Annotated in this window: 14 protein-coding genes; 4 read left to right on the top strand and 10 right to left on the bottom strand. The window is 70.0% G+C overall.

What is annotated here, in order from left to right; genetic code table 11:
* Nucleotides 1–12: 12 nt before the first annotated feature.
* The gene (locus ACGFY9_RS26650) at nucleotides 13–684 is read left to right on the top strand and encodes a hypothetical protein (RefSeq protein WP_393758144.1); all 672 of its coding nucleotides are present in this window, start codon (nucleotides 13–15) and stop codon (nucleotides 682–684) included.
* Nucleotides 685–713: 29 nt separating this feature from the next.
* Here ACGFY9_RS26650 and ACGFY9_RS26655 read toward each other — a convergent pair whose 3' ends face one another.
* The 9 genes from ACGFY9_RS26655 to ACGFY9_RS26695 all read right to left on the bottom strand — a co-directional run bounded on the left by ACGFY9_RS26655 (nucleotide 714) and on the right by ACGFY9_RS26695 (nucleotide 12,287).
* Complete coding sequence (locus tag ACGFY9_RS26655) at nucleotides 714–2,270, bottom strand: NCS1 family nucleobase:cation symporter-1 (RefSeq protein WP_393758146.1); 1,557 nt, start codon at nucleotides 2,268–2,270, stop codon at nucleotides 714–716.
* Between the two features lie 284 nt (nucleotides 2,271–2,554).
* Nucleotides 2,555–3,574, bottom strand: a complete 1,020-nt coding sequence (locus ACGFY9_RS26660) for a TIGR03842 family LLM class F420-dependent oxidoreductase (RefSeq protein WP_393758147.1) — start codon at nucleotides 3,572–3,574, stop codon at nucleotides 2,555–2,557.
* Nucleotides 3,575–3,585: 11 nt separating this feature from the next.
* Complete coding sequence (gene hydA, locus ACGFY9_RS26665; protein WP_393758149.1) at nucleotides 3,586–4,989, bottom strand: dihydropyrimidinase; 1,404 nt, start codon at nucleotides 4,987–4,989, stop codon at nucleotides 3,586–3,588.
* 160 nt (nucleotides 4,990–5,149) lie between these two features.
* A complete protein-coding gene (locus ACGFY9_RS26670; RefSeq protein WP_019071248.1) occupies nucleotides 5,150–5,992 on the bottom strand; it encodes a nitrilase-related carbon-nitrogen hydrolase in 843 nt (280 codons plus the stop codon).
* A gap of 155 nt (nucleotides 5,993–6,147) precedes the next feature.
* Complete coding sequence (locus ACGFY9_RS26675; protein ID WP_393758152.1) at nucleotides 6,148–7,728, bottom strand: PucR family transcriptional regulator; 1,581 nt, start codon at nucleotides 7,726–7,728, stop codon at nucleotides 6,148–6,150.
* 28 nt (nucleotides 7,729–7,756) lie between these two features.
* Complete coding sequence (locus ACGFY9_RS26680) at nucleotides 7,757–9,043, bottom strand: aspartate aminotransferase family protein (RefSeq protein WP_393758153.1); 1,287 nt, start codon at nucleotides 9,041–9,043, stop codon at nucleotides 7,757–7,759.
* Nucleotides 9,040–9,882: a nitrilase-related carbon-nitrogen hydrolase gene (locus ACGFY9_RS26685; protein WP_393758155.1), complete on the bottom strand. Its 843-nt coding sequence runs from the start codon at nucleotides 9,880–9,882 to the stop codon at nucleotides 9,040–9,042. The genes ACGFY9_RS26680 and ACGFY9_RS26685 overlap by 4 nt, the downstream gene beginning before the upstream one ends.
* 300 nt (nucleotides 9,883–10,182) lie before the next feature.
* A complete protein-coding gene (locus ACGFY9_RS26690; protein ID WP_393758157.1) occupies nucleotides 10,183–11,787 on the bottom strand; it encodes a hypothetical protein in 1,605 nt (534 codons plus the stop codon).
* A gap of 248 nt (nucleotides 11,788–12,035) precedes the next feature.
* Nucleotides 12,036–12,287 carry a helix-turn-helix domain-containing protein gene (locus ACGFY9_RS26695; RefSeq protein WP_393758158.1) on the bottom strand — a complete coding sequence of 84 codons (252 nt, stop codon included), beginning with the start codon at nucleotides 12,285–12,287 and terminating at the stop codon, nucleotides 12,036–12,038.
* Nucleotides 12,288–12,319: 32 nt separating this feature from the next.
* Here ACGFY9_RS26695 and map point away from each other — a divergent pair, with 32 nt between their 5' ends.
* Together map and ACGFY9_RS26705 are read left to right on the top strand one after the other, a co-directional pair.
* Complete coding sequence (gene map / locus ACGFY9_RS26700) at nucleotides 12,320–13,090, top strand: type I methionyl aminopeptidase (RefSeq protein ID WP_393758160.1); 771 nt, start codon at nucleotides 12,320–12,322, stop codon at nucleotides 13,088–13,090.
* A gap of 130 nt (nucleotides 13,091–13,220) precedes the next feature.
* Entirely contained in the window at nucleotides 13,221–15,767 is a 2,547-nt protein-coding gene (locus tag ACGFY9_RS26705; protein WP_393758162.1) for an ATP-dependent Clp protease ATP-binding subunit, read from the top strand.
* An 87-nt stretch (nucleotides 15,768–15,854) separates the two neighbouring features.
* Here the strand turns inward: ACGFY9_RS26705 and ggt are convergent, their stop codons facing one another.
* Nucleotides 15,855–17,654 (bottom strand): gamma-glutamyltransferase, encoded by a 1,800-nt coding sequence (gene ggt / locus ACGFY9_RS26710; protein ID WP_393758164.1) that lies wholly within the window; start codon nucleotides 17,652–17,654, stop codon nucleotides 15,855–15,857.
* A gap of 142 nt (nucleotides 17,655–17,796) precedes the next feature.
* On the opposite strand from ggt, the gene ACGFY9_RS26715 reads away from it, so the two are divergent.
* On the top strand, nucleotides 17,797–18,552 hold the full coding sequence (locus ACGFY9_RS26715) for a hypothetical protein (protein WP_393758166.1): 756 nt from the start codon (nucleotides 17,797–17,799) through the stop codon (nucleotides 18,550–18,552).
* Nucleotides 18,553–18,605 lie beyond the last annotated feature (53 nt).

Consider the following 18,605-nt stretch of genomic DNA (forward strand, 5'->3'; position numbering starts at 1 on the left):
GAGAAGTGCGACTTGCGTTCTCTTCCTCTGCCGCTCGCTCTCACCGCGCGTCTGTCGCCGGTCGTCGTGCTCGCCGCGATGGGCTGGGCCCTGACGTCCGGTCCGTTCGCCGCGACGACGACCGCCGACCACAAGTCGACGCCCGAGTCCGGCGCTTCGCCCGATGCCTCGGCCCCGTCGGCGACGACCGCGGCCAAGGCGTACGCCACCTCCCCCGCCCCGTGCGGAAGTGTGGCGGTGGCGACGATCAAGTCGCTGGTGCCGGGCGCGAAGACGGCCGGCAAGGAGATCCCGTCGACGGACACGAAGGTGCGCCGCACCTGCTCGTGGAACGCGCTCAAGGGGTACGACTACCGCTGGCTCGACGTGTCGTACGAGATCACGGAATCGGACGCGGCGGCACAGAAGTCGTACACCGAGACAACTACGGAGAAGAGCGGCGGCGGGGCCGTTCCCGGGCTCGGCGACCAGGCCTACTCCATCGTGAACCTCACCACAGAGGACAAGCAGCAGACGCGTGAGGGCACCGTCGTCGTCCGCGCCGGCAACGCGCTGGTGACCATCACGTACAACGGCAGCGACTTCGAGAACAAGAAGGCGCCGAGTACGGACGTCATCAACAAGGGTGCGATCAAGGCCGCCAAGGAGGCGGTGACCGCGCTGGAGGGCGGCAAGGCCAGCTAGCCTCGACCGCCCCCCAAGCCGTGGAGTCCTTACGCCTCGACGGTCTCCGGCGCCGCGTCCGCCACCGGTGCCGTCTGCTTCCCGGTCAGCAACGTGAGCACTACGTAGAGCACCATCGACGTGCCCAGGCCAACGGCCCAGCCGTAGTCGGCGAGCGAGGACAGGGCCGGGATGGGCCGCCCGTCGATCAGCGGGTGGAAGTCGGCGCCGCCGACGGCGAGTACGCCACCCACCACGAAGGCGACGACGGCCCGCCAGTTCCAGCCGCCGTCGTACCAGTAGCGGCCGCCCTTGCGGTACAGGTCGGCGAGGTCGAGCTTGCCGCGGCGCAGGATCCAGTAGTCGGCGATGAGGATGCCGGCCACCGTGCCGAGCAGACCGCCGACCAGACCGAGCCAGGTGAAGATGTAGCCCTGCGGGTCGGAGTACAGCTTCCACGGGAAGATCAGCACCGCGAGGACGCTGGTCACGAGGGCGCCGGTGCGGAAACTGATCTTCCGGGGCGCGATGTTGGAGAAGTCGAAGGCGGGCGAGACCAGGTTGGCCGCGATGTTCACGGACAGGGTCGCCACCAGGACGGTCACCAGCGCGTAGAGCAGACCGACCACGTTGTCCGTCTTGGCCGCCAGCTGCACCGGGTCCCAGATCGCCGTGCCGTAGACGGCCTGCGAACCGGAAGTGACGAGCACCGACAGGAACGCGAACAGGGTCATGGTGGTCGGCAGACCGAGCGCCTGGCCCCACGTCTGGGCCTTCTGGCTCTTGCCGTAGCGGGTGAAGTCCGGGATGTTCAGGGACAGCGTGGACCAGAAGCCGATCATGCCCATGAGCGAGGGCCAGAACAGCTTCCAGAAGCTGCCGCCCCAGCCCAGCTTGGACGGCTGGTCGAAGAGCGGGCCGAAGCCGCCGGCCTTGCTGCTCATCCACCACAGCATCACGAAGGCGCCGACGAGGACGAAGGGCGCCGCCCAGTTCTCGAAGCGGCGGATCGTGTCCATACCCCGGTAGATGATGGCGACTTGGAGCACCCAGAACAGCGCGAACGACAGCCACATCGTCCAGGCGTACCCGCCGATGTGCGAGGCGTTGGCCCAACTGTCGCCGATCAGCTTGCCGGCGAGGAAGTAGATCGCCTCACCGCCGATCCAGGTCTGGATGCCGAACCAGCCACAGGCCACCAACGCCCGTACGACAGCGGGGAGGTTGGCCCCGCGCACGCCGAACGAGGCACGCGCGAAGACCGGGAAGGGGATGCCGTACTTCGGTCCCGCGTGCCCGGTGAGCAGCATCGGCACGAGCACGATCAGGTTGGCCAGGGCGATGGTGAACACCGCCTGCTTCCAGTCCATCCCGACGGCGATGAGGCCCGAAGCGAGGGTCCAGGAAGCCGTGTTGTGGGCCATGCCGACCCACAGCGCGGAGAAGTTGTACGTGGTCCAGGTGCGCTTCTCGACGGGAACCGGCAGCAGGTCGTCGTTGGCGTACGGCCCGCTGGGCAGCGGAGACCCCGGGGCGAGCTCCACCCGCCCGTCGGAGAGGGTGACTTGAGCGGTCGGCGGTATGGCCGTGGGAGCGATGTCGGTCATGGGCAGGCCAATCGATGAGATGGGTCCGGAGAGGCCGTGCGGGGCCGGCGGGGTCGGGGAAGGTCGGGTGCGTTCCCGCGTCGTTCGGTGCGTGCTCTCGGCGTGCCGGGCGAAGGTCCTCGTAGCGGAGCTACTTGGGCCTTCACCCGGTGCGCCGAGAGTGCGTGCCGGGCGGCGCGGGGGCGTACTCGACCTTCCCCGGCCCCGCCACCCCCTCCCCGGGACGGCGGGGAGGGGGAGAACTGGAGTGGGGGGACGGGGAGTTGAGCGGAGCGTTGCGTGACTCAGGCGTTGACGGCCGGGATGATCTTCGACCCGTAGGCGTCGATCGTCGCTTCCTGCGCGTCGTGCATGTCGTAGACGGCGAACTGGTCGACGCCCAGCTCGCGCAGGGCGTTGAGCTTCTCGATCTGCTTCTCGGCCGATCCGATGACGCAGAACCGGTCGACGATCTCGTCGGGCACGAAGGCCGTGTCGGGGTTGTCGGCACGGCCGTGGTGCGAATAGTCGTACCCCTCACGGGCCTTGATGTAGTCCGTGAGTTCCTCGGGTACGGCGGCGGAGTGCGCGCCGTACTTGGAGACGAGGTCGGCGACGTGGTTGCCGACCATGCCGCCGAACCAGCGGCACTGGTCGCGCGCGTGGGCGAGCGCCTCGGGCGAGTCGTCCTCCGTGACGTAGGCCGGGGCGGCCACACAGATCTTGACCTCGGACGGGTCACGCCCGGCGGCGACGGCCGCGTCCTTGACCGCCTTCACCATGTACTCGGTCAGGTAGAGGTCCGACAGCTGGAGGATGAAGCCGTCGGCCTCCTCGCCGGTCATCTTCAGGGCCTTGGGGCCGTACGCGGCCATCCAGACCGGGAGTTGGGCGTCCTCCTTGGCCCAGGGGAACTTGATGACCGTGCCGCCGAGGTCCGCCTCCTGGCCGGAGCCGAGCGCCCTGATGACCTTCATGGCCTCGCTGATCCGGGCGAGCGTGTTCGGGGTGCGGCCGGCGACGCGCATCGCGGAGTCGCCGCGGCCGATGCCACAGACCGTGCGGTTGCCGAACATGTCGTTCAGGGTGGCGAAGGTGGAGGCGGTGACCTCCCAGGTGCGGGTGCCCGGGTTGGTGACCATCGGGCCGACCGTCAACTTCGTGGTGTTGGCCAGGATCTGACTGTAGATCACGAACGGCTCCTGCCACAGCACGGCGGAGTCGAAGGTCCAGCCGTAGGTGAAGCCGTTGCGCTCGGCGCGCTTCATCAGGCTGATGACCCGCGAGGCCGGCGGGTCGGTCTGCAGGACGAGTCCGAAGTCCATGTGCGCCACTCCTAGTTGAGGTACTGAGAGGTCGAACGCGGGGTGTAGACGCCGTGGCCCGCGTGCCCGGTGTACTCCCGCTCGGTGATGACGAGTTCGCCGCGCGAGAGGACGGTCTCGACGCGGCCGGTGAGGCGCTTGCCCTCGTACGCCGAGTAGTCGACGTTCATGTGGTGCGTCTCGGCGGAGACGGTCTGCTCGGCGTGCGGGTCGTAGATGACGACGTCGGCGTCGGCGCCCGGCGCGATGGTGCCCTTCTTCGGGTAGAGGCCGAACATCCGCGCCGGGGAGGCGCAGGCGATCTCGATCCAGCGGCGGCGGCTGATGTGTCCGTCGACGACGCCCTGGTGGAGCAGGTCCATGCGGTTCTCGACGCCCGGCATGCCGTTGGGGATCTTCGAGAAGTCGCCCCGGCCCAGCTCCTTCTGGCCCACGAAGCAGAAGGGGCAGTGGTCGGTGGAGACGACCTGGAGGTCGTTGGTGCGCAGGCCCTGCCACAGCTTGGCCTGGTGCTCCTTGGGCCGAAGGGGCGTGCTGCACACGTACTTCGCGCCCTCGAAGTCGGGTTCGGCGAGGTTGTCCGTCGACAGGAACAGGTACTGCGGACAGGTCTCGCCGAAGACGGGGAGCCCCTCGTCGCGCGCCTTGGCCAGCTCGGCGACCGCCTCCATCGCGGAGACGTGCACGACGTAGAGCGGGGCGCCCGCGACCTGGGCGAGCTTGATGGCGCGGTGGGTGGCCTCGGCTTCGAGGAGGGCCTTGCGGACCTCGCCGTGGTAGCGGGGGTCCCTCTCACCGCGGGCCAGCGCCTGCTCGACGAGGACGTCGATCGCGATGCCGTTCTCGGCGTGCATCATGATCAACCCGCCGTTGTCGGCGGCGCGTTGCATGGCGCGCAGGATCTGGCCGTCGTCGCTGTAGAAGACGCCCGGGTAGGCCATGAACTGCTTGAAGGAGGTGACGCCCTCCTGCACCAGCAGGTCCATCTCCTTGAGGGTGTCCTCGTTGACGTCGGAGACGATCATGTGGAAGCCGTAGTCGATGGCGCAGTTGCCCTCGGCCTTGGCGTGCCAGGCGTCGAGGCCCTCGCGGAGGGCTCCGCCGACGCTCTGGATGGCGAAGTCGACGATGGTCGTCGTACCGCCCCAGGCGGCGGCCCGGGTGCCGGTCTCGAAGGTGTCGGCGGCCTTGGTGCCGCCGAACGGCATCTCCATGTGGGTGTGGGCGTCGACCCCGCCCGGGATGACGTACTTCCCGGTGGCGTCGATGACCCGCTCGGCGGTCCAGCCCTCGGCGATGGATGTGCCGGAGGTGGCGAGGGCGGCGATACGGCCGTCCTCGATCAGGACGTCGGCGTGGAGTTCGTCGGACGCGGTGATGACTAGGCCGCCGCGGATGACGGTACGGGTGCTCATTTTGACTCCGCTGGGTTGTCGTCGGGTGCGGGTCGTCGGGTTGTCGGGTGCGGGTCGGTGGGGGCTGGGCGCGCCCCGCGGCGAAGCCGCTAATGGACACTGCCCCGCGCCCCTTTGGGAGGGGCTGCGCCCTCCCAAAGGGGCGCGGAAACGGTACGAGTTACGGGGCGGTCAGCGGGCCGTACGCGTCCGGGCGGCGGTCGCGGTAGAACTGCCAGCGGTCGCGGACCTCGCGCAGCTTGGCCAAGTCCAGGTCGCGGACGACCAGTTCGGGCTCCTTGTCGCTGGCCACCTCGCCGACGAACTGGGCCTCCGGGTCGACGAAGTAGGTCGTGCCGTAGAAGTCGTTGTCGCCCAGCTCTTCGACACCGACCCGGTTGATGGCGCCGACGAAGTACTCGTTGGCGGCGGCGGCAGCGGGCTGCTCCAGCTGCCACAGGTAGGCGGACAGGCCGCGCGAGGTCGCCGACGGGTTGAAGACGATCTCCGCACCGGCGAGGCCCAGCGCACGCCAGCCCTCCGGGAAGTGCCGGTCGTAGCAGATGTAGACGCCGATCTTGCCGACCTTGGTGTCGAAGATCGGCCAGCCGCTGTTGCCCGGACGGAAGTAGAACTTCTCCCAGAATCCGGGTACTTGGGGGATGTGGTGCTTGCGGTACTTGCCCAGGTACGAGCCGTCCGCGTCGATCACGGCGGCCGTGTTGTAGAGGACGCCGGGCTGCTCCTCCTCGTACATCGGCAGGACCAGGACGATGCCGTGCTCCTTGGCCAGCGCCTGGAAGCGCTTGACGATCGGGCCGTCCGGGATCGCCTCGGCGTACTCGTAGAACGCCTTGTCCTGGACCTGGCAGAAGTACGGCCCGTAGAACAGCTCCTGGAAGCACAGGACTTGAGCACCCTGCGCGGCCGCGTCGCGGACCGCCTGCTCGTGTACCTGGATCATGGACTCCTTGTCGCCCGTCCAGGCTGTCTGGAAGAGAGCGGCACGAATCACTGTGCTCATCGGGACCTCCGGTCGCTAGGTGTGCGAGGAGCCTAGGAAGTCCTGAAGTCGTCTTTGAGTTGCACGGTGTCACGTCTGCGGACGCACGGCGTTCCACGGTGTCACCCTGTCGTGGCCGCATGTTTCACCGCCGTTTTCGCAGGTATTCCCATGTTTCACCCCTGTTGCGCGTCGTGCGCGAGGAGCGCGATGTGCACCGAGGCGGCCTGCTCGAAGTCGTCGAGGTCGACCCCGAGCCGCCCCTCTATGGCCTCCAGCCGGCGGTACAGCGCCGGCCGCGACACATGGTGGAGCTGCGCGGTGCGCGACTTGTTGCGGCCGGTGGCCAGATAAGTCCGCAGTACGGCGAGGAGGTCCTCGTCGGCCGCGCACAGCAGCCCGTCCAACTCCCGCTCGGCGAACGACTGCACCTGTGGGTCGTCCCGCAACAGCCGGATCAGGCCGCGCAGATGGACGTCCTTGAGGCGTACGACGGCGGGGAGTTCGAGGGCGTCGCTGGAGTCGGCCACGGCGTCGGCGACGTGCTGTGCCTCGCGCAGACCGGCGGGAACGTCGTCCCAGACGGTGCGCTGCCCGGCGGCGGCCACGACCGCCTTCAACGCCCCTGACTCGGTGCGCAGTCGGCTCGCGAAGTGCGCGGCGAGGGCGTCCGCGTCCTGGTCCCGGGGCAGGCTGAGCAGCACGGCGGTGACTCCGTCGGCCAGTTCGGCGACGAGTCCGGGGAGCCCCAGCAGCCGTAGCACCCGGTCGAGTTGGGCCGTGTCGCCGTCGCGTACGACCATCGGGACGAAGGTGCGCCGGTTGACCGGGAGTCCGGCCGCACGGGCGCGGGGCAGGAGCTGTCGTGCGGGTACGACACCGCTCGCGAGGTCGGTGAGCAGGCTCTGCGCGGACTGTTCCTCCCAGGTGTGGGCGGAGCCGCCGAGCATGCGGTGCAGGACGAGGGCTTCGGCGGCGCGGTCGGCGAGGAGGCGTCCGGTGGCGGTGTCGCCGCGGTAGCCGCACAGCATGATCTGACCCCAGCGCTCCCCTCGCCCGCCCAACTCGGCGCGGATCCAGCCGTCGCCCTCGCTGCCGCCGGCCTGCCGGGAGATCCGCTCCCAGTCGCGCAGCACGTCGTCCACCGCCGACCGCTCCCCCGCCGTGGCGAGGACGCGGTGGGCGAGGTTGGTGACGACGACCGGGCAGGCGCTGTGCGAGGCGACCTCGTCGAGCAGGCTCTGCAGCGGGGCGCCGCCGGTGATGAGCCCGGTGAGCGCGGTCCGTACCGCCTCGGAGAGGCTGACGGCGGCGAACTTCCGTCGTACCAGCCGGGATTGGACCTCTTCCGTCAACTCGGCGAAGGGGAACGGCCGGTGGAGCACCACCATGGGCAGCCCGCACCGCTCGGCCGCCCGGCGCATCACGTCCGGCGGGGCGGGAAAGGCACGTCCCAGGCCGAGTACGACGGCGGATGCCTCCGCGCGGTGCAGGGACTGGATGTACTCGGCCTGGGCCGCCTCGTCACCGGCGAGGAGCACGCCGGTGGTGAGGACCATCTCGCCGCCGGTGAGCATCACGCCGACGTCGGCGGCCTCGGCGACGTGCACCCAGCGCACGGGCCGGTCGAGTTGGCTCGCGCCGGCCACCACCTCGGGTTCCCCGGCGAGGACCCGTTCCAGGCCGAGGACCTGGCGCACCGACAGGGCGGGCTCCAGGGGGTCCAGGGTTCCGAGGGTTCCCAAGGTGGCGGTCATGACGGTCTTCCCTTGTTCAGCGTGTGCGCTACTGCGTGCTCCTCAGAGCCCGTTCGAGGATCGCGGCGCCCTCCTCGGCCTCCGCGACGGTCAGGGACAGCGGTGGGGCGATGCGCAGGGCGCTGGTGTTGTGTCCGCCGCCCTTGCCGATCAACAGGCCGCCCTCGCGGGCCGCTTCGAGCACGGCGGACGCCGCGTCCGGGTCGGCCTCGTCGGTGCCGGGCCTGACCAGTTCGATGCCGATCATCAGTCCGCGCCCGCGTACTTCCCGTACGCCGGGATGCTGTGCGGCGACGGCCCGCAGCCGCTCGATGAGGAGGCCGCCGACGCGCCGGGCGTTGCCCTGGAGGTCGTGCTCCAGCAGATAGGTGAGGTTGGCGAGGCCGGCCGCCATGGTGATCTGGGTGCCGCCGAAGGTCGAAATGCTGTTGGAGTCGAGGCAGTTCATGATCTCGGCGCGGGCGACGACACCGCCGATGGACATGCCGTTGCCGATGCCCTTGGCGAAGGTGAGGATGTCCGGCGGACCGTTCTCCGCGTGGGCCTGCCAGCCCCAGAAGTTGTCGCCGGTGCGGCCCCAGCCGGTCTGCACCTCGTCGGCGATCCACAACACCCCGCGCTCGGCGAGGACTTCGCGGAAGGCCGCGTACAGACCGTCGGGCGGGGAGGTGAACCCGCCGACGCCCTGGACGGGTTCGGCGATCAGCGCGGCGGGCGGCCGGACGTGACCGAGCAGATCCTTCAGGTCCTCGACACAGGCCGCGATGAACTCGGCGTCGTTCAGGTCGGCGTAGGGACCGCGCGTCCGGACACCCCCGTGGACGTACAGCGTCTGGAGCGGGGACAGCGAGGTCGGGGACCAGCCGCGGTTGCCAGTGATGCCGACCGAGCTGAAGGAACGGCCGTGGTAGCTGTTGCGCATGGCCAGGATCTGATTGCTCTTGCGGTACGACGTCGCCAGCATCAGGGCGGTGTCGTTGGCCTCGGTGCCCGAGGTGGTGAAGAAGACGCGGGCGTCCGGGATGCCCGACAACTGGGCGACGCGCTCGGCGAGTTCGACCATCGGCCGGTTGAGGTAGAGCGTGGAGGAGTGGATGATCCGTCCGGCCTGCTCGCTCACCGCCTTGGTGACCTCGGGGAGCGCGTGCGCGGTCATGGTGGTGAGGATGCCGCCGAAGAAGTCGAGGTACTTGTTGCCCTCGGCGTCCCAGACGTGCCGGCCCTCGCCGTGCGTGATCTCCAACGGGTCTTGGTAGTACAGGGCGAGCCAGTCGGGGAGCACGTCCCGGTGGCGTCCCAGCAGGTCCTTGGTCACGGCTGCACCAACCCTTCGTAGGCGTCGGGACGCCGGTCGCGGTAGAACGCCCACTGCTGGCGGACTTCCTCGATCAACCCGAAGTCCAGGTCGCGCACGAGGAGTTCCTCGTCCTTGTCGCCGGCGACATCGCCGACGAACTGGCCCCGCGGGTTGACGAAGTACGACGTCCCGTAAAAGTCGTTGTCCCCGTACTCCTCCTGCCCCACACGGTTGATCGCGGCGATGAAGTACTCGTTGGCGACGGCGGCGGCCGGCTGCTCCAGCTGCCAGAGGTAGGCGGAGAGGCCGCGCGAGGTGGCGGACGGGTTGTAGACCAACTGGGCGCCGTTGAGACCGAGTTGACGCCAGCCCTCCGGGAAGTGGCGGTCGTAGCAGATGTAGACGCCGACCTTGCCGACGGCGGTGTCGAAGACGGGCCAGCCCGCGTTCCCCGGCCTGAAGTAGTACTTCTCCCAGAAGCCCTTGACCTGCGGGATGTGGTGCTTGCGGTACTTGCCGAGGAAGGTGCCGTCGGCGTCGATCACGGCCGCGGTGTTGTAGTAGAAGCCGTCCTGCTCGATCTCGAAGACCGGGACGACGATCACCATGCCGGTCTCGCGCGCGAGCTGTTGCATACGACGCACGGTCGGCCCGTCGGGCACCGGCTCCGCCCAGCTGTAGTGCTCGGGTTCCTGGACCTGGCAGAAATAGGGGGCGTTGAACACCTCCTGGAACCCGATGATCTGGGCGCCCTGGCGGGCCGCCTCGCGGGCGTGTTCCTCGTGTTTCGCCACCATGGACTCGGTGTCGCCGGTCCAGGTGGCCTGGACCAGAGCGGCGCGTACGACGTTGGCCATGAGCTGCTCCTTCGACGGGACGCCAGAGCCTCTACGCCCGTAGACAAGGCCGTAGAGGGATGAACGTAAGCCTCCGGAGGAGCCTTGCCAAGACCATCGCCGTTAACCCGCGGAGTCGATCGTGTTTCACCCCTCCGGTGGGTGAGCCGCTCCGCCGGGTAGCCGGGTCCGGCGCCCCGTAAGGGGCGCGGGGCTGTACCGATATGCGGCTCCGCCGCGTGGGCGCGCCCAGCCCCCACCGGCGCGCAGCCAAAAACGACGTACCCAACCACGCACCCAACCGCTGACCCAGCGGAGCGCTCACGCGCTGAAGCCCGCCACCCGCAAGGCATGCACCAGATCCCAGTGACACTCGTCCGAGGCCCCCTGCGCGGCCTCCAGCAGCAGCGGAACCAGCTGCTGCGGGTCGGCCGCGACGCTGCGGGCCGCCTCCTCGGGGGTGCGGACCCGGACGTAGGCGTCGAGAAGCGCGTGGATCTCACGGCGGCGCCCCTCCGCGGCCAGCGCGAGCACGGCCTCGCCTATCTCGCCCGCGGGGCGGGCCACGCCCTGCCGCAGGATCTGCTCACCGTCCGCCGTACGGCCCGCCGCGACGAGCGCGTCCGCCGCGCCGACCAGCCGGTCGGCAGGCAGCGACGCGGCCTCCCACAGCAGCGTCGCCCAGTCCGCGCCGAGCCCGGCGCGCTGCAGCTCGGCCGCGAGCAGCGGGAAGCGCGCGGCGGGCCAGTACGCGGCCTCCACGAGCAGCGCGTGCGCCTCGCCGCTACGGCCCTCGCGCCGCAGCCCCACGAGCCGCCGCACGGCCTCCACGGTGCTCTGCCGCGCCTCCGCGTCCAACGGCTCCCGCTTCGGCTGCGCCCGCTCGACCGGCCGGGCGGCCCCGGCGAAACGGGCTCCGCGCGGAGTCCGGCGAGCGGCGGGCGCGGGAGCGGGAAGTTCCGGTACGACGGCGGCGGGGTCCGGGGCCGGGACGGCGGTGTCGTCCTCGGCCAGGCCGGCGAAGCGGGCGCTTCCTCGGCGGCGCTTGCGCTGCTTGGGCGCGGGGGCGGCGGCCTCGGCGTCGGGCTGGTCGGGGGTCTCGGCCGCGGGGGCGGTCGCGTCAGGGCTCGCGAGGTCGTCCCATGTGGGGGCCGGATCGCCGTAGCCGGGGTTCGCGCGCTCGAACTCCTCGTAGCCGCGGCGGGCGTCCGGGGTCCGGCCGTCGACACCATCGGAGCTGCCGTATCCGCCCTGCGTACCAGCACCCGGCACCTGCTCGGCGTCGCGCTGGCGGGGCAGTCGGTGCGCGGCCTGGTTGCGGTCGTACGTGGCGCTGTTCTGGTCCTGGAACGTGTCGTCGACGCGGAACACGTTGCCGTGCCGGTCGCGGTGGACGGCCTGACCGCCCTGGAAGTGGACGCGGTTGTCCAACTGCTCGATGCGGGCGCGGAGTTCGGTGCAGCGGGCGGTGGCACGATCGTGGTCGTCGCGGGCCCAGGCGAGGTCGAGGCGGAGGGCGTCGGCTGCTTCCTGAGTGGTGGCGGTGTTGAGCAACCGCCCCAGCTTCGCCTGCGTCTCGGCCGCGTACTTCTGCTCACGGAGCATCACGTCGAGCCGGTCGCTGAGCGCGTCCCGGCTGCCGGGCCGGGCATCGAACGCGGCGAGGGCGGCGGCGTGCAGGGCGCGGGCGCGCTCCTTCTCCTGGCTCGCGACACCGTGGCCGTACTCCGCGGCGAGGTCCTGGAGAAGCGCCTCCACGACGTCCCAGGGCGGTACTTCACGCCCACTCAGACAAGCCTGCATGCCATCGGGATCGCGCTGCCAGAACACCCCGCACCAGCCGCCGCCCTGGTCCAGGCGCGCCAGCAGTCCGTCAAGATAGTTCGCGAACTCCCGCACCTGTCCGGGGAGTTGATCCACAGCCATGCCCCAACTCCCGCCAGACCGGAATGCTCCGATCCGTAGAAAACACCATTTGTGTTACGACGCGGCTACGGAAGCTTTTCGAGCCGGGCGCAGAGGTCTCGGAGCCTACGCCTCCCTACTGTGCGCCCGCCGGGTTGATGGGCGATCTGGCAACTCCCGGGCGGGAAAGGGGAGCACCACAGGGCGGCACGCGCCGGCCGTTCCGGCACGCGTCCTCCGCCAAGGCGCGGTCGGTCACGCTCTCCGCTTCAGGCCGCCAACGGCGCGCACCTCACCACGAGTTCGTCCATGGACAGCCCGAGCGCCTCGGCAAGGGCCGAGACGGTGAAGAAGGCCGGCGTGGGAGCCCGGCCCGTCTCAATCTTGCGGAGGGTCTCCGCCGAGATGCCCGCGTTCGCCGCCACGTCCGTCATGCTGCGGCCACCGCGGGCCTCGCGGAGCAGCCGGCCGAGCCGTTCGCCGCGTTCGCGCTCTTCGGGGGTGAGAGGGGTGCGTACCATGCCGTCATTCTAATACCGGTATAGTAATTGGCATGGTGGAACTGAAGACGGACACGTCTATCGATGCGATGTACGAGGCGGGCCAGGTCGTGGCCCGCGCCCTCACGGCCGTGCGGGAGGCCGCCGACGTGGGCGTATCCCTCCTGGAACTGGACGAGTTGGCGCACGACGTGCTGCGCGCGGCCGGCGCGAGTTCGCCCTTCCTCGGCTACCGCCCCGCCTTCGCGCCCACCGCGTTCCCCGCGGTCATCTGCGCCTCCGTGAACGACGCGATCGTGCACGGCATCCCGGACGGCTACCGACTGCGCGACGGCGACCTGGTCTCGATCGACTTCGGCGCCAAACTGGGCGGCTGGGCCGGCGACTCGGCGATCAGCTTCATCGTCGGCGAGCCGCGCCCCGCCGACGTCCGCCTGATCGACACCGCCGAGCGCGCCCTCGCGGCTGGCATCGAGGCGGCCGTGGTCGGCAACCGCATCGGCGACATCGCGCACGCGATCGGCACGGTCTGCCGCTCGGCCGGCTACGGCATCATGGAGGACTTCGGCGGCCACGGCATCGGCCGCCAGATGCACGAGGACCCCGGAGTCCCGAACGAGGGCCGCCCCGGCCGCGGCCTCCCCCTCCGCCACGGCATGGTCATCGCGATCGAGCCGATGCTGATCGCGAGCGGCCGCGACGACTACCACGCGGCAAAGGACGGCTGGACCCTCAAGACAAACGACGGCTCAAGAGCGGCCCACGTGGAACACACGGTGGCGATCACGGAGGCGGGACCCCGAGTCCTTACTGAGCGACGCTAAGCAGCCCCACCTTCTTTTAGGGGCGCGGGGAACTGCGCGACCAGCCACAACGCACTCGCACCCGAAAATCAAAGCGCAATCCCCCAAACCTGCACATGCCCCACGCAGTGGCCCGTGCCATGGTGGATTGATGACCAGCGGCTACACAGACCCCGAAAACGACCCCTTCGGCGACTTCCTGGCCCGGTTCTTCGGCGGAGCCACAGGCGGAGCCACCAACGGAGCCGCCCACTCCGGCCCACGGCACGTAGACATAGGCCGCCTACTCAGCCAACCCGCCAGAGACCTCGTCCGCGGCGCCGCCCAGTACGCCGCGGAACACGGCAGCCACGACCTCGACACCCAGCACCTCCTCCGCGCCGCCCTCTCCGCGGAGCCCACCCGCGGCCTCCTCACCCGCGCCGGCGCAGACCCGGACTCCCTCGCCGCGGAGATCGACGAGCGCTCAGGACCCGCCCACCCCTCGGAAGGCACCTCCCTCTCCCTCACCCCGGCCGTAAAACGCGCCCTCCTGGACGCCCACGACCTGGCCAGAGCGGGCGGCACCGGATACATCGGCCCCGAACACGTCCTCGGCGCACTCGCCGCGAACCCGGACTCCGCCGCCGGACACATCCTGAACGCGGCCCGCTACGCCCCCACGGGCTTGCCGCCCGACGCACCCGACGGTACCCAGACCCGCACCGACCAGCCCCGTCCCACCGGCACCCCCACGCTCGACAAGTACAGCCGCGACCTCACCGACCTGGCCCGCCACGGCCGTATCGACCCGGTGATCGGCCGTGACGAGGAGATCGAGCAGACCATCGAGGTGCTGTCCCGGCGCGGCAAGAACAACCCGGTGCTGATCGGCGACGCGGGCGTCGGCAAGACCGCGATCGTGGAGGGCCTCGCGCAGCGCATCACGGACGGCGATGTGCCGGACGTGCTGGTAGGGCGACGGGTGGTCGCCCTCGACCTCACGGGCGTGGTCGCGGGCACCCGTTTCCGGGGCGACTTCGAGGAGCGGCTGACGAACATCGTGGGCGAGATCCGCGCCCACTCGGACGAACTGATCGTGTTCATCGACGAGTTGCACACCGTGGTCGGCGCGGGCGGTGGCGGCGAGGGCGGTTCGATGGACGCCGGCAACATCCTCAAACCGGCCCTGGCGCGCGGCGAGTTGCACATCGTCGGTGCTACGACGCTGGAGGAGTACCGCCGGATCGAGAAGGACGCGGCGCTGGCCCGCAGGTTCCAGCCGATCCTGGTGCCCGAACCGTCCGTCCCGGACGCGATCGAGATCCTGCGCGGCCTGCGCGACCGCTACGAGGCGCACCACCAAGTCCGGTACACCGACGAGGCGTTGGTGGCCGCCGTAGAACTGTCCGACCGCTATCTCACCGACCGCCGACTCCCCGACAAGGCGATCGACCTCATCGATCAGGCGGGCGCTCGGGTACGGCTGCGGGCGCGCACGAAGGGCACGGACGTACGGGCCCTGGAGCGCGAGATGGAACAGCTCGCCCGGGACAAGGACCAGGCGGCCGCCGACGAGGACTACGAGAAGGCGACGCAACTCCGGGACCGGATAGCCGAGTTGAAGGTGCGGCTGGCCGAGGCCGGCGGTGAGGACCAGGGCGACGAAGGACAGAACCTGGAGGTCACCGGTGAGGCGATCGCCGAGGTCGTGTCGCGGCAGACCGGTATCCCGGTGAGCAGTCTCACGGCGGAGGAGAAGGACCGGCTGCTCGGCCTGGAGGAGCATCTGCACCAGCGGATCGTCGGCCAGGAGGAGGCGGTCCGGGTCGTGTCGGACGCGGTGCTGCGCTCCCGTGCCGGGCTGGCGAGCCCGGACCGGCCGATCGGCAGCTTCCTCTTCCTGGGACCGACCGGCGTCGGCAAGACGGAACTTGCCCGCGCACTCGCCGAGGCCCTGTTCGGCAGCGAGGACCGGATGGTCCGCCTGGACATGAGCGAGTACCAGGAACGGCACACGGTCAGCCGGCTGGTCGGCGCCCCGCCCGGCTACGTCGGCCACGAGGAGGCCGGTCAGCTCACCGAGGTCGTGCGCCGCCACCCGTACTCGCTGCTCCTGCTCGACGAGGTCGAGAAGGCGCACCCGGACGTGTTCAACATCCTGCTCCAGGTCCTGGACGACGGCCGGTTGACCGACGCGCAGGGCCGCACGGTCGACTTCACCAACACGGTGATCGTGATGACGAGCAACCTCGGCTCCGAGGCGATCACCCGGCGCGGTGCCGGTATCGGCTTCGGGCCCGGCGGCGCCGACGCGGACGAGGAGGCCCGGCGCGAGCAGATCCTGCGCCCGCTGCGCGAACACTTCCGCCCCGAGTTCCTCAACCGCATCGACGAGATCGTCGTCTTCCGCCAGCTCACCGCCGAGCAACTCCGGCTGATCACCGGCCTGTTGCTGGAACACACCCGCCGTCTCCTGCACGCGCAGGGCATCACGGTGGAGTTCACGGACCCGGCGGTCAACTGGCTCGCGGAACACGGCTACCAGCCGGAGTACGGCGCCCGACCTCTGCGGCGGACCATCCAGCGGGAGGTCGACAACCAGCTGTCGCGGCTGCTTCTGGACGGCACGGTCACGGAGGGCGGTCAAGTGACGGTGGATGTGGAAGGCGATCGCTTGGTGTTCAACAGGCAGAACCAAACAAGCGCTCCCGTCTGAGGCGCCCCTTCAGGGGCGCGGGGCGGTATCGATTTGCGGCTTCGCCGCGTGGGCGCGACCAGCCCCCACGCCCCCGCAGACCGCGAACTACGGAGCCGGATCCACCACCTGCGCGGACCCACCACCCCGCCGCACCGTCTCCGCCGCTGCCAGCCACTTCCCACCCGGCAGCCGTTGCACGCCGGTCGCCGCGCCGATCTCCGGATTCAGCGTGAAGGAGTGCCCGATGGCCTGCAACTGGGTCTTCAAGTCGCTGTTGTAGAGCGCCGGTTCGAGTTCCGTGTTGGCCGCGTTGCGCTGGCTGGCGCGAGGCGCGGCGATCGCGTCCACGAGAGGCAGCCCGCGGTCGAGGAACTCCGTGAGGGTCTGCAGCACGGTCGTGATGATGGTCGCGCCGCCGGGTGAACCGAGCGCCACGACCGGCTTGTTGTGCTTGTCGAGGACGATCGTCGGCGAGATCGACGAACGCGGGCGCTTGCCCGGGCCGGGCAGGTTCGGGTCGTGGACGGCCGGGTTGGCCGGGGTGAAGGAGAAGTCGGTCAGCTCGTTGTTGAGCAGGAATCCGCGGCCGGGCACGGTCATCGCGCTGCCGCCCGTCTGCTCGATGGTGAGCGTGTAGGAGACGACGTTGCCCCACTTGTCGGCGACGGTGAGGTGGGTGGTGTTCTCGCCCTCGTACGTCGTCGGCGCGGCCGTTCCGGCGGCGGTGCAGGCCGTCGGGTCGCGCGGGTCGGCAGGCGCCAGCGGGCTGGTCAGCACCGCGTCGTCCTTGATGAGGCAGGCGCGCGAGTCGGCGAACTTCTGCGAGAGGAGTTCCTTCGTCGGTACGTCCTCGAAGGCGGGGTCGCCGACCCAGCGCCCCCGGTCCGCGAACGCGATCCGGCTGGCCTCGATGTAGTGGTGCAGGTACTGGACCTCGCCGGCCTTCGAAAGGTCCGTCTTCTCAAGGATGTTGAGGGCCTCGCCGACGGTCGTGCCGCCGGAGGAGGAGGGCGCGATCGAGTAGACACCGAGTCCACGGTAGGACGTCTTCGTGGGCGCCTGGAGCTTGGCGCGGTACACGGCGAGGTCCTTGGCGGACAGCTTGCCGGGACGGGCGTTCCAGCCCGAACTCGCGTCCACCTTCGGGGTGTTCACCGTGGCGAGGATGTCCTTGCCGAGGGCGCCGCGATAGATGTCACCGATCCCCTTCTTGCCCAACTCCTTGTAGGTGGCGGCGAGTTCGGGATTCTTGAAGGTCGATCCGACGACCGGCAACACGCCGCCCGGCAGGAACAGCTTGGCGGTGTCGGGGAAGTAGCGGAAGCGGGTCTCGTTGGCCGCCGTCTGACTGCGGAAGGTGTCGTCCACCGTGAAGCCGTCGCTCGCGATCCGTTCGGCGGGCTTGAGCACCGTACCGAGCTTCTCGCTGCCCCACTGGTCGAGTGCCGTCTGCCAGGTGGCGGGCGTGCCCGGGGTGCCGACGCTGAGGCCGCTGCTGACGGCGTCGGCGAAGGCGAGGGCCTTGCCGTTCTCCACGAAGAGGTTGGAGTCGGCGGTCAGCGGCGCGGTCTCGCGGCCGTCGATGGTGTGCACCGTACGGGACTTGGCGTCGTAGTAGACGAAGTAGCCGCCTCCGCCGATGCCGGAGGAGTAGGGCTCGGTGACGCCGAGCGCGGCGGCGGTGGCTACGGCCGCGTCGACCGCGTTGCCGCCCTTCTTCAGGACCTCGATGCCGGCGGCGGTGGCGTCCGCGTCGACGCTCGCCACGGCACCGCCGTAGCCGACGGCGACCGGAACCTTCGTCGGTGTGCCGCTCGTTGCTGCCGGTGGGGCCGCGGCCCCGACCGACACGACGGCGGCCGAGACCGCCAGGACCGACAGTTTCCGTGCCACAGGGCGACGCATCCGTACCTCCAGTCAGGACCGTCCGCGCAGCGTAGCCACATTGCCATGACCTCAACAGACCACCTCGCGCCACTGTCACACGAGTGCCACACGTCGAACACCGGTACGTACCAGCCATGCTGGGCCGCTAACATGCGCGCCCATGAATGACGACGTGCGCAACATCGTTCTGGGCGTCGCCGCCGCCGGCATCAGCGCCGCGCTCGGCTGGCTCGCCCGCACCTATCTGTGGCGGCGCAAACTCCGGCGCAAGCAGGCGTTCTTCGGGCTGCCCGACAACTCCGAGTCGCTGCTCGTGGTGAACCGCGAGGCGGGCGGCGCCGAACTCTCGGTGATGCGGCACGACGTGTTCGCGCTGCTCGAACTCGCCGCCCTGATCAAGGACTGCAACGCGCACGCCCAGGTCGTCGCGCACGACGCGGCCCAGCAGAGCTTCGGCGAACGCACCGAGTTCTGCGTGGGCGGCCCCGCCTCCAACCGCCGTATGGCCGCGCATCTGGCGTCCCTGCTCCCCGGCATCCGCGTCAACGTCGACCCGGAACCGGGCCCGGACCGGGGCGCGTTCCAAATAGGCAGTGAGCGCTACCGGCTTGAGCCCGGTAAGGGCGAGTACGTCCTCCTCGCCCGTCTCACCGCCGGTCAGCTGGGCGGCGCGCGGCCGGTGTTCCTCTTCTGCGGCCAGCGCGCGATCACCAACCAGGCGGCGTCCCGCTATCTCGCACGCAACCATGAGAAGTTGGCCCGCAAACACGGCGGCAACACGTTCGTCCTGCTGCTGAAGGTGGTCAACTCGCAGGCGTACGGCCCGGATGTGGTGGAGCTGGTCGCGGACGTGACGCGGGCCGCGGAGACCCCGCTGCCCGCACCCGCTCCACGCAGTTCACACCGCGCCACCTGAGTTCGCACACACGTCAACAATCTTTACTGGCACGTAACTTACCGGCGGGTTAC

The sequence above is a fragment of the Streptomyces sp. NPDC048504 genome, from assembly GCF_043200035.1.
Lineage (GTDB): Bacteria > Actinomycetota > Actinomycetes > Streptomycetales > Streptomycetaceae > Streptomyces.

Excerpts from the sequence above, each read along its gene's own strand:
- ACGFY9_RS26655 (WP_393758146.1), bottom strand. The coding sequence starts at position 2,270 with ATGACCGACATCGCTCCCACGGCCATACCGCCGACCGCTCAAGTCACC.
- ACGFY9_RS26660 (WP_393758147.1), bottom strand. The coding sequence starts at position 3,574 with ATGGACTTCGGACTCGTCCTGCAGACCGACCCGCCGGCCTCGCGGGTC.
- hydA (WP_393758149.1), bottom strand. The coding sequence starts at position 4,989 with ATGAGCACCCGTACCGTCATCCGCGGCGGCCTAGTCATCACCGCGTCC.
- ACGFY9_RS26670 (WP_019071248.1), bottom strand. The coding sequence starts at position 5,992 with ATGAGCACAGTGATTCGTGCCGCTCTCTTCCAGACAGCCTGGACGGGC.
- ACGFY9_RS26675 (WP_393758152.1), bottom strand. The coding sequence starts at position 7,728 with ATGACCGCCACCTTGGGAACCCTCGGAACCCTGGACCCCCTGGAGCCC.
- ACGFY9_RS26685 (WP_393758155.1), bottom strand. The coding sequence starts at position 9,882 with ATGGCCAACGTCGTACGCGCCGCTCTGGTCCAGGCCACCTGGACCGGC.
- ACGFY9_RS26690 (WP_393758157.1), bottom strand. The coding sequence starts at position 11,787 with ATGGCTGTGGATCAACTCCCCGGACAGGTGCGGGAGTTCGCGAACTAT.
- ACGFY9_RS26695 (WP_393758158.1), bottom strand. The coding sequence starts at position 12,287 with ATGGTACGCACCCCTCTCACCCCCGAAGAGCGCGAACGCGGCGAACGG.
- map (WP_393758160.1), top strand. The coding sequence starts at position 12,320 with ATGGTGGAACTGAAGACGGACACGTCTATCGATGCGATGTACGAGGCG.
- ACGFY9_RS26705 (WP_393758162.1), top strand. The coding sequence starts at position 13,221 with ATGACCAGCGGCTACACAGACCCCGAAAACGACCCCTTCGGCGACTTC.
- ggt (WP_393758164.1), bottom strand. The coding sequence starts at position 17,654 with ATGCGTCGCCCTGTGGCACGGAAACTGTCGGTCCTGGCGGTCTCGGCC.
- ACGFY9_RS26715 (WP_393758166.1), top strand. The coding sequence starts at position 17,797 with ATGAATGACGACGTGCGCAACATCGTTCTGGGCGTCGCCGCCGCCGGC.